9 protein-coding genes are annotated in these 16,281 nt (G+C 61.3%); 6 read left to right on the top strand and 3 right to left on the bottom strand.

Annotation, left to right across the window (positions count from 1 at the left end; translation table 11 throughout):
* From LB528_RS18870 to LB528_RS18855, 4 genes are all read left to right on the top strand, one after another.
* A partial coding sequence (locus tag LB528_RS18870; RefSeq protein WP_224715893.1) for a VCBS domain-containing protein occupies nt 1-2,493 on the top strand: 2,493 nt, incomplete at its 5' end.
* Nucleotides 2,494-2,693: 200 nt separating this feature from the next.
* Nucleotides 2,694-4,367 carry a type I secretion system permease/ATPase gene (locus LB528_RS18865; protein ID WP_224715892.1) on the top strand — a complete coding sequence of 558 codons (1,674 nt, stop codon included), beginning with the start codon at nt 2,694-2,696 and terminating at the stop codon, nt 4,365-4,367.
* Nucleotides 4,364-5,704, top strand: a complete 1,341-nt coding sequence (locus tag LB528_RS18860) for an HlyD family type I secretion periplasmic adaptor subunit (RefSeq protein WP_224715891.1) — start codon at nt 4,364-4,366, stop codon at nt 5,702-5,704. The genes LB528_RS18865 and LB528_RS18860 overlap by 4 nt, the downstream gene beginning before the upstream one ends.
* Before the next feature lie 511 nt (nt 5,705-6,215).
* On the top strand, nt 6,216-6,956 hold the full coding sequence (locus tag LB528_RS18855) for a class I SAM-dependent methyltransferase (RefSeq protein WP_224715890.1): 741 nt from the start codon (nt 6,216-6,218) through the stop codon (nt 6,954-6,956).
* Nucleotides 6,957-7,225: 269 nt separating this feature from the next.
* Here the strand turns inward: LB528_RS18855 and LB528_RS18850 are convergent, their stop codons facing one another.
* From LB528_RS18850 to LB528_RS18840, 3 genes are all read right to left on the bottom strand, one after another.
* On the bottom strand, nt 7,226-7,945 hold the full coding sequence (locus tag LB528_RS18850; protein WP_224517791.1) for a Crp/Fnr family transcriptional regulator: 720 nt from the start codon (nt 7,943-7,945) through the stop codon (nt 7,226-7,228).
* Nucleotides 7,946-8,465: 520 nt separating this feature from the next.
* Nucleotides 8,466-10,802 (bottom strand): mannose-1-phosphate guanylyltransferase/mannose-6-phosphate isomerase, encoded by a 2,337-nt coding sequence (locus tag LB528_RS18845; RefSeq protein ID WP_224715889.1) that lies wholly within the window; start codon nt 10,800-10,802, stop codon nt 8,466-8,468.
* 12 nt (nt 10,803-10,814) lie between these two features.
* On the bottom strand, nt 10,815-12,362 hold the full coding sequence (locus tag LB528_RS18840; protein WP_224715898.1) for a phosphomannomutase/phosphoglucomutase: 1,548 nt from the start codon (nt 12,360-12,362) through the stop codon (nt 10,815-10,817).
* A 673-nt stretch (nt 12,363-13,035) separates the two neighbouring features.
* On the opposite strand from LB528_RS18840, the gene LB528_RS18835 reads away from it, so the two are divergent.
* Both LB528_RS18835 and LB528_RS18830 read left to right on the top strand, forming a co-directional pair.
* The gene (locus LB528_RS18835) at nt 13,036-14,853 is read left to right on the top strand and encodes a GumC family protein (RefSeq protein WP_224715888.1); all 1,818 of its coding nucleotides are present in this window, start codon (nt 13,036-13,038) and stop codon (nt 14,851-14,853) included.
* Nucleotides 14,854-15,022: 169 nt separating this feature from the next.
* Nucleotides 15,023-15,823 (top strand): sugar transferase, encoded by an 801-nt coding sequence (locus LB528_RS18830; protein ID WP_224715887.1) that lies wholly within the window; start codon nt 15,023-15,025, stop codon nt 15,821-15,823.
* The last annotated feature ends 458 nt before the right edge of the window (nt 15,824-16,281 follow it).

The raw sequence follows: 16,281 nt of genomic DNA, 5'->3' as shown, positions 1-16,281 counted from the left end.
GTCGACACCTTCACGGTGACGGCGGCGGACGGCACCACCAAGGACGTCAGCTTCACCATCCACGGCACCAATGACGCACCAGTAATTGACCTCAATGGTGCGTCGCCGGGGCCGACCAGCCTGAGCTATACATCCGGATCCGCCGCGACCGCCATTGCGCCCTCGGCAACGATTACAGATATCGACTCCGCCGATTTCAACGGCGGGTCACTGATCGTCGCCTTTACCGCAAACGGCACGTCAGCCGACCAGTTGACGATCCAGAACCAGGGCAACGCCGCCGGTCAGATCGGCGTGAGCGGCAGCAACGTCTCCTATGGCGGCACGATAATCGGAACGTACACCGGCGGTACGAACGGGTTGAAACTCGTCATCACGTTGAACGCCGGTGCCACACCGGCAGCGGTACAGGCGCTTGCCGACCACATCCTCTATTCGAATGCGACAAGCGCCACCACGACTAAGACGGTAACCTATACGTTGGTGGACGGAGACGGCGCGGCCAATGGAGGCACGGACACCGGCACCGCCTCGGCGACGATCAATGTGACAGGTGGAGGCCAAGCCCCCGTTGTAGACCTCAACGGACCGGGCATTGGAAACGATGCCAGCGCAAGCTATCCGCATGGGATCACGCAGCTGTTGATCACACCGTCGGCGACGATCACCGATGTCGATTCGGCAAATCTAACATCGCTGACGATCACCTTGACTAACCCGCAGGACAACAGTGCGTCCGGCATCAGAGAGATACTGTCCCTTAATTCAGCTGCGACCTTTGCTGCTGCAGCTGCGGGGCTGACGGTGACATTTACATCCAGTGTCACGAACAACGGCGATCCAGTCACACTGTCAATCACCGGGACCGCGTCGGTCGCCACATACCAAAGCATTTTGCAAGGAGTTCAGTATTCCGACACGAAGCCTGGCTCGCACATAGCTAGTCCTGCTCGAAATATTGACATCGTCGCCAGCGATGGCGCCAACACCAGCGTCGTGCATCACGTCACGATCAGCGTAGCGGCGCCTGCCGGCACCGCCGGCGAGCCGATCAATCTTGCGCTGACCGATCCGTCGGATGGACAGGTCGTCACCGTGACGGTGAAGGATCTGCCTTCCGGCTGGACCATCGACGGCGCCACGCAGAACGCCGACGGGTCCTGGACGGTGCAGTCCAACGCCGTGCACGAACTGACGGTCACCACGCCGGTCGACTTCGCGGGCGCGGCAGTGCTCGATGTCTCGATGACCTGGACCAACGCCGACGGCACCACGGGCAGCTTGTCGATCGCAGACAATGTCGAGGCCTATGCGCCGGGGTCGCCGATCTTCGCCTGGTCGGGCGACGACGTTCTCACCGGCTCCAGTGGCAACGATCTCTTCGTCTTCTCGCAGCCGATCGGCAACGATACCGTGCACAGCTTCGACGCGGCAGCGGACCAGGTCGATCTCATCGGCTATTCCGGCTTCCAGAGCTTTGCCGACGTTCAGGCGCATATGGCCGACGATGCCAATGGCAACGCGGTGATCACGCTCGGCGACGGACAGTCGATCACGCTGGAGGGCGTGCATTCCTCCGCGCTCGGCGCTGGCAATTTCGCCTTCGACCAGACGCCGGTGGTCAACAACGCGGGCACGATGACGATCGGCGACGGCGCACTGCTGCCGTTGAGCGGCACTATCAACAACAGCGGCCTCATCTCGCTGAACTCGACCGGCAGCGAAACACTGTTGCAGGTTATCCAGCATGGCGTGACGCTGCAGGGCGGCGGGCAGGTCGTCCTCTCCGACAGCGCCTTCAATATCGTCTCGGGCACCGGTCCGGACGTCACCCTGACCAATATCGACAACACCATCTCGGGCGCCGGTGAGTTGGGCGATGGCATGCTCGGCCTCGACAACAGGGGGACCATCATCGCCTCCGGCTCGAATGCCCTCGTCATCGACACCGGCGGCAGCGTGGTCGCCAATTCCGGCACGCTGGAGGCGACCGGTTCGGGCGGCCTGGTCGTCGCCGGCGGGGTCGCGAATTCCGGCATGCTGTGGGCCAATGGCGGCAATATCGCCATCCACGGCGCGGTCACTGGCGAGGGCGATGCCACGATCGGCAATCTGTCGAAGCTGGAATTCGGCGCAGCCTCGTCGACGGACGTGACCTTCGCGCAGAATGCGGCCGGCACGCTGGAGCTCGACGATTCCTTCGACTTCAGCGGACGGATCGGCGGCATCACCAACGACGACAAGCTGGATCTCAACGACGTCCTGTTCGGCTCGGCAACGACGGCCGTCTACCAGGCGAACGCCGACGGCAGCGGCGGCACGCTGACCGTGACCGACGGCACGCACGGCGCCACGCTGCACCTGCTCGGCTCCTACGACGCGAACGGCTTCAAGGTCGCAGATGACGGCCAGGGGCATACCGTCGTGACCTATAATCCGGCCGAGTTCACGTTGACCGGCGTCGGCAGCGGAACGAGCGAGTTCGCCGTGTGACGGAAAGAGGGTGGGCCCGCAACCACGCGCGGCTCCCCCTCTTTTACCGCCGGCCGAGGATTCAAGCTTACGAATTAAGGTTTACACAAGGTTTACGAGCGGATCGCGTGGCTAGGGAGTAGGATCGGTTCCGGGCACGCAGTTTGGACAGGGGGCGGTTCTCCGCTGGGTATGTGAATCTCCAGAACAAATCTAGAATCGTGAGGGATGCGCTTCGCGCCTGCCGCCGCTATTTCCTGTTCGCGGCGGCGTTCAGCCTGGCGATCAATCTGCTTTACCTCGCATCCCCGCTCTACATGCTGCAGATCTACGACCGAGTGGTCACCAGCGGCAGCGAGACGACGCTGGTGATGCTCACCCTGGTGCTGCTCGCCGCCTTTCTGGCGCTCGCCGGTCTCGACCTCGTGCGCGCCGCGATCCTGACACGGGCCAGCGCGCGGCTCGACCGGCTGCTGTCGGCGAGGATTTTGGCGGCTTCCGTCGAGACCCCGTCGCTAGGTTCTTCGCAAAGCCAGCCGATCCGCGATTTTGACACGTTCCGGCAGGTGATCACCGGCAGCGGCATCCATGCGCTGTTCGACCTGCCCTGGTCGCCGATCTATATCGGCATCATCTTCCTTCTGCATCCCTGGCTCGGCTTTTTCGCGCTGGGCTCATCGCTGCTCTTGATCGCCATGGCGGTGCTCAACGAATACATGGTGAGGGCGCCGCTGAAGCAGGCCAACGACCTCGCCACGGCGAACTACAATTTCACCGAGATGAGCCTGAGGAACGCGGAAGTCGTCCGCGCCATGGGCATGATCGACGGCCTCGTCCGCCGCTGGGGGCGCGACCGCGGCCTGGCGCTTCGCCGGCAGGGACAGGCCAGTGACCGGGCGGCGCTGATGTCCGGGCTGATCCGCTTCCTGCGGCTCACCATGCAGTCGCTGATCCTCGGTCTCGGCGCCTATCTGGTCATAGAGCGGCAGATCACCGGAGGCTCGATGTTTGCGGCGAGCCTGCTTCTGGGTAGGGGGCTGCAGCCTGTCGAACAGATCGTCGGGCTGTGGCGCAGCCTTATTCTGGCGCGTGCCGCGCTAGGAAGGGTCGAGAAGCTGCTTGACGGCGGCGCGCAAGGGGAACGTTCGTTCAACCTTCCCAAACCCACCGGCAAGATCGCGGTCGAACAGCTCAGTTTCGCCATTCCCAACCTGCAGAAGGTGTTGTTGCGCGATGTCTCGTTCAAGCTCGAGGCTGGCGAGGCGCTGGGTATCGTCGGCCCATCCGGTGCCGGCAAGTCGACGCTGGCGCGTCACCTCGCCGGCATCATGCGGCCGAGCCGCGGCACGGTCAGGCTGGATGGCGCCGATCTGACGCAATGGGGGCGCGAGGCTCTCGGCGACCATATCGGCTACCTGCCGCAGGACATCGAGCTGTTTTCCGACACAGTCGCCGCTAATATCGGCCGCTTCAAGACCGATGTCGACCGCGAGGTAATCGAGGCCGCCCGGCTCGCCAGCGTGCATGAGATGATCATCCGCCTGCCGCAGGGCTACGAGACGCAGATCGGCGAGGGCGGTGCGGTGCTGTCCGGCGGCTATCGGCAGCGCATCGCGCTTGCCCGTGCGGTGTTCGGCACGCCGAACCTCATCGTGCTCGACGAGCCGAGTTCCAACCTCGATGCCGATGGCGATCGTGCGCTCGCCGAATGCGCGCTGGAGCTGAAGCGTCGCGGCAGCACGGTGATCATCGTCTCGCACCGGCCCTCGACGCTCGCCAACGTCGACAAGATCCTGCTGCTGCGCGACGGCGCCGTCGAGGCCTTCGGCATGAGGAACGAGATCGTGGCGCTGCTCAACCAGCGCGCCGCGCCCATCGCGGTGGCGACCCAATGACCGACATCGCCGCAACCTATAGCAGCCTCACCGGCGCCGACGAGGCGGGCGCCAACCCCGATTCGATCCGGGCGCCGGTGTGGATCGGCCTGCTCATTATCGTCGGCTTCTTCGGCATGTTCGGCGGCTGGGCCGCGATCGCGCCGCTCAACGGCGCGGTGCTTGCCGACGCAGTGGTGAAGGTCGAGGGCAATCGTAAGAGCGTCCAGCATTTCGACGGCGGCACGGTGAGGGAAATCCGGGTCAAGGACGGCGATGTCGTCAAGGCTGGCGATGTGCTGGTCGTGCTTGACGACACGCGAGCTCGCTCCGAGTTCAACCTCTATTCCCAGCAATATGCGCTGCTGCGGGCCACCGATGCCCGCATTCGCGCAGAGATCGACGGCCATGAGGCGGTCGCCTTCCCGAAGGACATCACCGCCGAGCATCAGGCCTATCTGCAGGACGCGATGGCCAACCAGATCGCCGATCTCGAGAGCCAGCGCGCCTCGATGGCCGGCGCCAGGCAGATCCTGCAGAAGCGGATTGCCGAGCTCGACGAACAGATCGACGGCAAGGAGGCGCGCGTCGAGTCTTTCCGCGCCCAGCTCGACTCGACGATCGACGAGAAGGCCGGCCTCAACAAGCTGCTACAGGCCGGATTGACGACGCGCACGCGTATCCTGGAACTCGACCGCTCGGCCGCCGACCTACAGGGCCTGATCGACCAGGCGCTCGGCGAGATCGCGGGAAACCGCCAGAGCAAGGCCGAGCTCGAAAGCCAGATCGCGCAGCTCACCAACGAGCGCCGCGCAAAACTCTCGGCCATGCTGATCGATACCCAGTCGAGCCTTGCCGATCTGGTGCCGAAGATGTTTGCCGCACAGGCCACAGTGGACCGCGCCGTGGTGCATGCTCCCTATGACGGCCAGGTGATGAACCTTACGGTCTTCTCTACCGGCGCGATCGTCGCTCCCGGCCAGACTATCCTCGATATCGTGCCGGCCAGGGATTCGCTGATCGTGCAGGCCCAGGTCAAGGTCGAGGACATCGCCAGCCTGCGCGCCGACATGACGGCGGAGGTCCGCTTCACCTCCTACAAGCAGCGCACCACTCCGGTCATCCACGGTCATGTCGCCCGTATTTCCGCGGACCGTGTCACCGATGCCAAGACCGGCTTTCCCTATTACGTTGCCGATATCGCGGTGGACCCAAAGGAACTCGCCGCCGCCTCGCAGATCCAGCTCTATCCAGGCATGCCTGCCTCGGTGATGATCGTGACCGAAGAACGCACCGCTCTGGACTACATTCTGGGACCGCTGACGGCGACCTTGCACACGGCGTTCCGGCAAAAGTAGAGAGCGCACGCTCGGACTGGCCCGGGTGCTTGCTGAATGAGCTTCGTCGACGCGAAGGTCTGCCTCTGCCAGCGATCTGCTGAAGGCAGACCATCCGTTTCCATGAAGAGTTTCGGGCGCCGGCAGGCGTACGAAAGTCCCCGAGGAAGAGGCGTCGGAGGAGGTTGCGTCGAGGTGGTCCGCCGCCGAACATTTTTTTGGGTGGACCTATCAAAAGATAATTGCCGAAGGCGCTTAATTCGCCAAATCGGCACTATGTGCAGTTGCATTGCAGCGCCACGCATTTGAAGGGGCCGCGGCCGAGGAGTTCCCGACGCTCCCGCTCTGCGTTTCGGGCACCGTGCGCCCGACACACTGTTTTCGCCGCCGGGCGGCGATGCTGTCGCCCCTCTCCCCTTTGATGACTCTGGGGTCAAGTGCCGCTTAGTCGCGTGTCTGCTAATGTTTCCCAACTGAAACTCATTGCAGCCAGAGAGCCGTGGAGAACGGGGCGGCGACGTGTGAGACGGCAATGTCAACGCCGTACAATTTTTCGCAAGGCGATGCGCCGATAGATCTGCAAAGATCGTTCTGGAACAAATGGAACACTGAAATCGGGGGGCGCGAAAAGCATCCCATAAGCGCACGTCAATCAGAGGTCATACGAGGCTGGCTCGAAAGACTGGGCCGAAATGACCTCGATATCCTTGATGTCGGCTGCGGCAATAGCTGGTTCGAGCCGGAACTTTCACGATACGGCAAGGTAACGGCGACCGACCTTTCCGACGAAGTTCTGAGTCGCGCGGCAAAGCGTTGGCCACACATCACTTTCACTGCAGGAGATTTCATGGCCCTGGACTTCGGTCGATCGACATTCGACGTGATCGTCACCCTGGAGGTTCTCTCGCACGTATTCGATCAAAAAGCCTTTGTCCGCAAACTCGCCACCCACCTTCAGCCTGGCGGTTATCTGATGCTGGCAACGCAAAACCGTCACGTACTCGAAAAGTACAATGCGATTCCACCTCCTGCGCCGGGGCAGCTGCGTCACTGGCTTTATCAGCACGAGTTGGCAGAATTGCTCGAACCCGAATTTGCGTCGCAGGAACTTTTCACGGTTTCGCCGGTGGCCCGCGTCGGAGTGATGCGGATCGTGAACTCGTGGAAGCTCAATGCGCCTGTACGCGCCCTCTTTGGCAACCGCGTGGAGCGATTCAAGGAGCGCATGGGCTTCGGGTGGACTTTGATGGCTCTCTCGAGGAAACCTTTTTAGGAGGTTGGCGACGATTGCCTGACGGGTCCAGAACCTTACCTTGGCGCTTAGGTTTCCGGAGATTTTTGCGGCAATCCAATGATGTGCGTGGGTCGTGTCCCGCGAGGTGGTGTAGCTGGGCGGTAGCCGCTCCCGAGCGCGCCCTCAACAGCGCCGTCGCGAGCGAGCGGCGCAGCGGTGGTCATCGATGTTCTTCCGTTAGGGGCGGGTTGCTGACACCAATCCCGGCGCGGCGATGGAGAATTGGAATTCGGACCGGCTGATATGCCTCAACGTTCGATGTAATCGCGCTCGAATCGGGCAAATTTTGTCAAGCCTGGTTCATCGAGCATGCGAACATTGCCTTGGCGGAATTCGAGATATTTGCGCTCGCGCAGTTCCCGCAGCATACGATTGACGTGTATCGGCGTGAGTCCGAGCGCGTCGGCAAGATCGTATTGGGTGAGAGGGCATTCATAGCTGTTGCGGGTGACGGAGCCGATCCGTTCCAGACGCGCCTTCAGTTCGAGAAATAGGTGCGCCGTGCGCGCTAGGGCGCTGCGTCGTCCAACGTTTGTAAGATGTTGAGCGATGACCGATCGGTGTTGCATCAGCGTTTCGAGAATAAGCGAGAAAAGATGTGACGACTTCATGGCAGCACGGGTAAATGCCTTGGTCGAAGCCACCAACACCGAAAGTTCGGTCTGGGCCACGAAAGTCTCGAGAGCACTGCCCGCGTATGACTGGGGCAGGACGATGTCGCCTGTCAGCGCAAAATCCAGGATTTGCCGTTGCCCGCCCTCGAGTTCATGGGAAATGCAACCCCAGCCCGACTCGACTATGAATACGCGGTCGCTGACCTCGCCTTGACCGACGATGACCGACTCTGCCGCATAGCGCTTCGGGGTGAACCCTAGCGCCTTGATCAAAGCAATATCGACGTCGTTGACTGCGACGTACGATGAACGTTTTTCATTCCCGCGCAAAATGGGCCGTGAAGGGTACGTCATCTACAACCCCGCCCAACCTCCTTCCCCCCAAGATAAAATGTAACCGTTCCCGGCCTGGCAGCAAGCAGATTTAGGAGATCACCAGTGGCCCTGGCGCGCGGTTTTTTGCCAAAGGTGCGTCTCAACCGTTAGGACAAGAAGGTTCATAGGCTCACAAGTCACAACGCCTCGATTAGTTCCGCGGGGAGATTGGAAGAGGCCGTTCATTTCTCATATTGGCACAGCTTACAGGCATACTAGCCCGCTTTGCAGTCAGCACACAGAGGTAGACATAGAGGTAGGAATACCGAATTCGCCGTAGCCCTGATATCGTAGGAGGTAGGACCTTGGTCGGGGAAGAGACCAAACTGCCGGAACCAGCTTCGCATTCTGTCGACGTCGTGCGCGCCTCGTGGAAGCAGGACCTTGGCGGAATTTTTAACCGCGCAGGCGCCGGTCGTGGCGGGCTTGGACCACTTCAGAGCAATTCCAGGAAGAAGGCGTGACGGTTTTCCGACCAGAATTGCGTGAAAACAAATAGTTAGAGCAGTTCGGATATTCGCTGAACAGCTTCAGAGTCAGCCGCAGGCGTTCCTGAGAGACGGTTTGCCCGCATCGGAATTGGCAGCGGGAAGGGTTCGACCTGTCCTCCGGTCTTATCCAGATATTGCATCAACGCCGTGACCAAGTGGTAGAAAATGCTTGCAGGGACTTCCGTCGCCGCCGACCTTCCGCGCTCGTCAATCCTGTCGACCCACAAGCCAAGCGGCGCGGGATCGATATGCCATCTGAAGAGACGGGCGACGCGCGCTTCGATCTCCGGTTTCAGGTCAGGCCCGCCGATGCCATCCAGGGCGATGGCCGCCTTAATCGCCTCGCATTGCGGCCAACTTCGGGACAGCCGGTCGAGCGGCATTCCCTGCCGCGACACCGCTGCATAAGCCAGGCCTGTGGCCCGGTTCAATCCGCTGGCGACCGCCGACGAATAGAGCTTCCTCGCAAAGGCCACGAGATCCTTCTGCCCGCTCGCCCGGGAGAAATCGACGAGGAGGGACGCCCATTCGAAATGGTGCCCCGGTTCGGTCCACTGTCCTTCGTCTCCCGGCAATGGCTGCCAATCGGCGTCGAAACGTTCGCCGAGCGTCCAGCTTTCCTGGTCGAAAAAATGGCAGCGGAAGAGATCGATGACGCGTGCCGCCCGACGCAGGTGGGCGCGGTCGCCGGTGGCGTCATGCCAGGCAAGGAAGGATTCCAGCATGTGCATGTGCGGGTTCGAGTTCCGTACCCCGTTCCAGCCAGGCGACTCGAGGAAGCCGCTCAGGGAGCCGTCCTCGAGATGAGTGTCGATGAAACAGAATGTCTCCTGCGCGAGCGGCAAGGCGTCCCGATGGCCGCACCGATGAGCATGGGCAAGCGCCAGGAGCACACAGGAATGGTCGTAGGCGTCCTCCGCCGGGTCGGCCACGCTGCCGTTGGAATTGAGAGTGCGCACCCAGCCGCCGCGGTCAGTGCGGCCGTATTTCGCGAGGAAGCCGATACCGTGGTCGATGAGACTGCCGGCCGGTCCTGCCCAGCCGCGTTCCTTCGCCACCGCGAAAGCGTAGATCTGGCGCGCCATGGTGCGCATGCGCTTGGGTTTGTCCAACGGCCTTGCGTCGAAACCGAGAGCCTCGTGGAAGCCGCCATGCACGTCGTCAACACCTGCCGTGGACCACAGGGGCAGGGTTTCGTCGAAGAGCCAATGCTCGACGCGCCTGCGCCAGGCTCCGCTGATGATGACCCGATCTTCCGACGCCGTGAACTTGGTCTCGAGCCGCCCGCTCTTCTCCAACTGCTCGACAACCTTCTTGACGTTCTGGCTCTTGCTGACGGGGGCAACGAACACCGCATCCGGCGTCGCCACCACCGCTACATGCTTCATGCCGATGACGGTCAGCAGCCTGCCCTGACTTCTAAGGTAGGAGCTGTCGCAATCCATGGCGATGACGTCGCCCATCACGACATTGCCGTCCCGGTCGGTCGGGCTGGTTTCGAGCAGCGACTGCCACGATCCAAGATCGTTCCAGCGGAAGGAAGCCGTGACCATCGCGATGTCGTTCGCATGTTCCATGACCGCGTAGTCGATCGATGTCGACGGGACGGTCGAGTAGGCGCCCTGGGGCAAGTAAATGGCCGAGACGTCGGCCCGCGCAGTCTTGACGGCGCGCTCCGCGCCTTCCCAAATGTCGGGCCTTAAGTCGAGAAATGCCTTCCGCATCGTATCGGCGCGAAACAGGAAAATGCCGGCGTTCCAGTAGAATCGCCCCGAAGACACATATTGGCGGGCCGTCTGGGCATCGGGTTTTTCGACGAAACGCAAAACGGCGGCCACGCCATCGCGTTCTTCCGAAACCTCGATGTAACCATACCCGGTTTCGGGATGTGTCGGCCTTATGCCGAATATGACGATGCTTCCGGAAGCTGCCGCCGGCCTGCCCGCCTCGACGGTTTGCCAGAATTGCGCTTCGGTCGAAATCTCATGGTCGGAGGGAACCACGAGCACAAGGGCATCCCTGCCATGTTCGGAAATCGTCTGCAGTGTGGCTATCGCAACGGCCGCGGCGGTATTGCGGCCGACAGGCTCGAAAATCAGCCGGCCGCCATTGAGGCCGAGGGGACCGATATCCGAGATGACGCGGTCGGCGTGCCGCTCGGATGCTATCAGGTGGATGGGGATCTCGCCGTCCGGCCGCGCCTTGAGGCGCCGGATGGTCTTGGCCAGCATGGAGCCGTCGCCCGAAAGGTCGTGAAATTGCTTAGGATTATCTTCACGCGAGAGCGGCCACAACCGTGATCCGACGCCTCCGCTCATGACAAAACTTACGATCCGGTCCGGCATCGGCCAATGCTCTCAGAATGTCTGGTTGTAGGCTCCGACTTCCGGATTACGGCGCAGGACGGCATCGAGGGCCTCGAACATCTCTCGACGTCGTTCGGGCGAGACGGGGCTTTCCACCACCACGACGATTTCCGGTTTGTTCGACGAGGCCCTGACCAGGCCCCAAGTACCGTCTTGGGCAACGACACGAACTCCATTCACGGTCACCAGATCAGCCAGCGGCTGGCCGGCGAACTCGGTCCCGTCCCCCTTCATTTTCGCGAATTCGCCGACAATCTTCTCGACCACGCCGTATTTCTCCTCGTCAGGGCAGTGGGGCGACATCGTCGGAGTGCCGAAGGTCAGGGGCAGATCGCGGTAAACGTCAGCAACGGTCCTGCCTGGGTTGCGGTCCAGCATCTCGCAGACAGCGATCGCTGTGACGAGCCCGTCGTCGTAGCCGCGGCCTATCGGCGGGTTAAAGAAGAAATGCCCCGACTTCTCGAAGCCAGCCATGGCATGGAGTTCGAGGACGCGTCTCTTGATGTGGGAGTGTCCGGTTTTCCAGTAATCCGTCGTTGCCCCGTTTCGCGCGAGGACGGGATCGGTCATGAAGAGTCCCGTAGACTTCACGTCCGCGACGAAAACGGACTTCGGATACAGCCCGGAGATGTCTCGCGCCAAGATGACGCCGACCTTGTCCGCGAAAATCTCGCTGCCCTCGTTGTCGACGACACCGCAGCGGTCGCCGTCGCCGTCGAAGCCGAGTCCGACATCGGCGCCCGTCGCCAGAACCTTGTCCCGGATCGCATGCAGCATCAGCAACTCCTCGGGATTGGGGTTGTATCGAGGAAATGTGTGGTCGAGTTCCACGTCGAGTGGGATCACCTCGCAGCCGATGCGCTCCAGCACCTGCGGCGCGAATGCGCCGGCGGTGCCGTTGCCGCAGGCAACCACCACCTTCAGCTTTCTGCTGATCTTTTTTCCTGCGGTCAGGTCGTCGATATATGTCTCGCGAAACCCCGGCACGAATTCATAGCTTCCCCCGCCCACCAGATCAAATTCACCGGCCAGCACGAGCGCTTTCAAGGCTGTCATCTCTGCCGGGCCGAATGTCAAAGGCCTTTGCGCCCCCATCTTCACTCCGGTCCAACCGTTCTCGTTGTGGGAGGCCGTCACCATGGCCACCGACGGTGCGTCGAGGGCGAACTGGGCGAAGTAAGCCATGGGAGAAAGCGCCAGGCCGATGTCCTTGACGCGCGCTCCGGCCGCCATCAGGCCGGAGATGAGCGCCATCTTGATGGCCATGGAATAGCTGCGGAAGTCGTGACCGGTGACGATGTCTGGACCCACTCCCATTCGGCCGATCAGAGTGCCGAGCCCCATGCCGATCGCTTGCGCGCCCATCAGGTTGAGTTCGGGCTCGTTCTCGGAGCCCGGATACCCGAACCACCAACGCGCATCGTATTCCCGGAAGCCGGTGGCCTTGACGAGGGCACTGGTTTCGAATGCGAATGTGTTTGGCTTGGCTTGGCCGACTATGTTCACGGTCCACTCCGCAATTTCCGGGCACAGTAGCATGCCGCCGGACACGGACCTCTTCATGAATTCGAGTAGCCCTAACGCCCTGGTTCGCGCTCCTTCATCCAATAGGAGAATGCCCGCCGATGGCCGAAAGGATGTTTTCCAAGTGTGGGAGTCTGTGTTCTGGAGAGTGCGTCCTTCTCGGGCGCTGATGAAGGGTGGGCTGCAAGGTGTCGCTGACCGCATTGAGGTTCCCGTCTCGGAAGAATGTCGAAGAAAGGCGGTTCGTCTGACTCGCGTTCTCGGGGTGATCAGGTTGAAATCGAGAGGGACTCCGCGGCATTCCTCTGAGCGCGGAAAGGATGACGGACTGCGCCGCGTTCTCTTTGGAGGCGTTGGAAAATGGCGAGGGCCCCAGAACGTATGGCCGCGCCGATCGCTGCCCTTGCACGGGACCTGGCGCTCAATCGTGGACGGCCGCTCTCGGTGGACAGCAGATATCATTTGTCGGAGAACGAAAGCGGAACTGCCGTGCATTCTCCCTTCCACTAGGGCGTAGGGCCCGTACGCCAATTGGCGGCGTTTACCTTGCGTGACGCAGGCGTAATCTTCTGCGGCAGCCTGGGATCGAGCCTCAGCTTTCAATGGACACATCGGCCGAATGCCATCGACCGCCTGCACGGGAACGGCGTGTTCGCAGGATTTCCCGCACGCCTGCAGGAGAAATTGAATGAACCGTATGTTCCCCGCTCAGTGGCCCACGGCGACGGATCAGGAGCGTCCCGCGGGCCAGGAGTTTATTGGCCTCTCCGACATAACCGAATTTGTACGACGCTATGTTGGGACTATCGTCGTCTGCCTCGCCGCGGCACTGCTGGTGGCTTGGTTCTACAATTCGACCACCGCCCCGACTTTCACCGCCAAGGCGCAGATTCTGATCGAGCCGAAATTGCCGCAGCACCTGCAGGAAGGCGGCGAAGTGAATCTGTCACTGGATACCGCCCAGGTGGAAAGCCAGATCGCGGTCATGCAGTCAGAAAAGATCGCGGCGATGGTCCTCGACCAGTTGAACCTTGTCGACGACCCCGAGTTCAACCGTCCGCAGACTCCGAGTTTGCGGGAGAGGTTCAGGACGTTTGGAGACATGCTGCTTGACGGGTACGGGCTCCGGAAAAGCGCCTGGATCACCTCGCTTTGGGAGCATTCCGGGCTCAGCGCACCTGAAACGCCCGCGCCGTTGACCGACTACCTGAAGTGGCGGCGCAGCATGTTGATCGTCCGCAACAGCCTCGACATCCGCAGGGTCGGCGTCTCCTACGCGATAGACATATCCTTCACCGCTCTCGATCCCGAGGGCGCAGCCAGGATCGCGAACGCCACCGCGGACGCCTTCGTGCGCGAGCAGATCGAAACCAAGACCGACGCCGCAAAGGAAGGCGGCGCATGGCTCGAGCAACGCCTAGGGCAACTGCGCACCGAGATGAACGAGGCGATGGCGAAAGCGCAGGAGTTTCGGTCACGGCACGACTACAGCGTCGGCCATCAAGCCAAGGGCGGGGGCGACGCCGTGCCGACGCTGGAAGAGCTTGAGGTGACTGCTGAAACGTACCAGAAGATGTACGAAAGCTTCCTCCAGGCTTACACCAATTCGGTAAGCCAGCAATCGTACCCGGTTGCCGACGCAAGGGTGATCACAGCTGCGACGGCGCCGCTTTATCCGAGCGCGCCCCGGCCGAAGCTGCTGCTGGCCCTCGCGGCGGTTACCGGACTCATGGTCGGCATCGGAGTTTCATTTGCAAGGCATACGTTTGACTGGACCATCAAGTCGCCACGCCACATCCGGGACAACCTGGGCGTCGACTGCGTCGGAGAACTGCCGCCCACCAGCTGGAGAATGGATTCCGGCCGTCTCGACGAAGTGGTAAGACACCCGCATTCCCGATACAGCCACGGCCTCAGGAAGGCACGAACGGAAATCGCCCTCGCGCAAACCAGTCACCCGATCAAGTTCCTCGGGCTGACCGCCGTTTCCGACGACAGCCCGAAGAGTTCAGTCGCCAGCAACCTTGCCTCGCTTTACGCGATGTCCGGCCTGAAGACGTTGGTGATTGACGCCGACATCCGGTCGACTATGACCTCGCGGCTGCTCGGCCCACTGCGGGCCTACGGCAAACCGTGCCAGGACCCTATCCGGCTCAACATCGTCCCCGCTCCGGGGCGGCCGTTCGACCTGCTCCCAAGTTCGGCCGTGGATGAAAAGCATCTGCTGGTACCGGGCAAGATGAAGGCACTCCTCGCGGAGCTTGCCGCCGGCGACCTTGCCCCTAACCAACTCGCCGCATACGACATCGTAATCGTCAACCTGCCGACCCTCGCCTCGGGCGCCGACGAACTGATTGTGGGATCCGCCCTGGATGGCGTCCTCATCATCGCCCAGTGGGGCAAGACGCATGTCGAAACGCTGCGAGAACTTGTCAGGACACTGCAAGCCGGCAGGACGTCGGTGCTTGGCGTACTCCTGACGATGTCCAAGCGCCGCAAAGCGTGAACCTCGTATCGGGATGTCCTCCTTTGGAAGTCGCAAAATCGCGTAGGGGGATCATTCCTTGGGATTAGGGGGATAGCCCCGGAGCGTCGCGATACCCCCTTTGCCTTTCTTGCCCGCAAGCCTCAGCCTTGGAAGAGTATCGAAATAATTTCGAACCGGCCATCGCCCTATGACAACAGACGCCTTCGAGAAGCAGCCGCATCAGGGAGCGACGATCTGGATTCATCCATTTCTCCCTGAGCCGGCCGATAGCCGAGCGACAGTTCTGCATGTTGTTGCTTCGCCGGATCCCGATAACGCGGGGGCGGTTTTGGCGGATCTGTCGACCCCCCTGAGGGCAGGAACGACGGACGCTCCCTTGGGAGGCGCCTTGAAGCGGATCATGGATCTGCTAATAGCGATCGCAGCGCTTGTGATGGCCGTACCGATTATGGTGGTCGTTGCCCTGCTGATCAGGATAACGGCAGGAGGTCCGGCTGTGTTCTCGCACAGCAGAGTGGGCTTCGGCGGACAGCCGTTCAATTGCTACAAATTCCGCACGATGGTTGCGAACTCAGAAGAAGTTCTCAAAGCATATCTCGAAGCCAATCCCCAGGTCACCGCGGAGTGGGAGGCGATCCACAAGATCAGGGACGATCCCCGTGTCACATCCCTCGGGTGGATCCTGCGCAAGTCAAGCCTCGACGAACTCCCCCAACTCTTCAACATCATCCGCGGCGACATGAGCTGCGTGGGCCCACGACCTATCGTGAAGGACGAACTCAAGCGCTACGGCGATCACGTGGGGGAATACCTGCGGACGAGGCCGGGGCTTACCGGTCTCTGGCAGGTGAGCGGGAGAAGCAGCACGGACTACCCCAGCCGCGTGGCACTGGATATTCAATATGTGCGGAACTGGTCGGTCTGGCTCGATCTCGTGATTCTGATCAGGACCGTCTTTGCGGTGATGCGTGTCGACAGAGCCTCCTAGAACGGGGATTTCTGCGACGCAAAGAGCTTTCGCTAGGTGATCCCCCATAGAATGGCGCATGGGCGCGGCGCGGCAATTTTTGACCCCAAAATTGTTGTTTGTTAAGCTCCCGAAAGTAAAAATGTATAATGGCGGGCGGGGGTGATCAGGATTGCTCCACTCTATTGGCCTGGCGCTCATTGCCGCGTTCGAGATCGCGTTCCGGCGAATGTACTGCAGGCTACAACCAGGCCGACTTGGTCCTTCGTTTCTATTTTACACTAACTCGATGCGTCCATTCTGTCGCTTCGGTGGACATTTTTAATCCACAAATATTTTTCTACTTGGTATTGCAGGTTTCTGGGTTCGAAGCGCGCGCGACAGGGTAGTGGCCATTTCAGCTTGGCTCATTACCAAGAATGACCTATGTGGTAATGCCGCTCGCGGCGTTCACTGCAATCGTTTTGAAGTAGGGGTCC

The sequence above is a fragment of the Mesorhizobium sp. CA4 genome, assembly GCF_020165075.1.
In the GTDB taxonomy this organism is placed as follows: Bacteria; Pseudomonadota; Alphaproteobacteria; order Rhizobiales; family Rhizobiaceae; genus Mesorhizobium.
The sequence above is the reverse complement of the archived record's forward strand: the minus strand, read 5'-3'. Positions and strand labels throughout refer to the sequence as shown.

What these genes read in the sequence shown, in the direction of transcription:
- LB528_RS18860 (WP_224715891.1), top strand. Translation starts at nt 4,364, where the DNA reads ATGACCGACATCGCCGCAACCTATAGCAGCCTCACCGGCGCCGACGAG.
- LB528_RS18855 (WP_224715890.1), top strand. Translation starts at nt 6,216, where the DNA reads ATGTCAACGCCGTACAATTTTTCGCAAGGCGATGCGCCGATAGATCTG.
- LB528_RS18850 (WP_224517791.1), bottom strand. Translation starts at nt 7,945, where the DNA reads ATGACGTACCCTTCACGGCCCATTTTGCGCGGGAATGAAAAACGTTCA.
- LB528_RS18845 (WP_224715889.1), bottom strand. Translation starts at nt 10,802, where the DNA reads ATGCCGGACCGGATCGTAAGTTTTGTCATGAGCGGAGGCGTCGGATCA.
- LB528_RS18840 (WP_224715898.1), bottom strand. Translation starts at nt 12,362, where the DNA reads ATGCTACTGTGCCCGGAAATTGCGGAGTGGACCGTGAACATAGTCGGC.
- LB528_RS18835 (WP_224715888.1), top strand. Translation starts at nt 13,036, where the DNA reads ATGAACCGTATGTTCCCCGCTCAGTGGCCCACGGCGACGGATCAGGAG.
- LB528_RS18830 (WP_224715887.1), top strand. Translation starts at nt 15,023, where the DNA reads ATGACAACAGACGCCTTCGAGAAGCAGCCGCATCAGGGAGCGACGATC.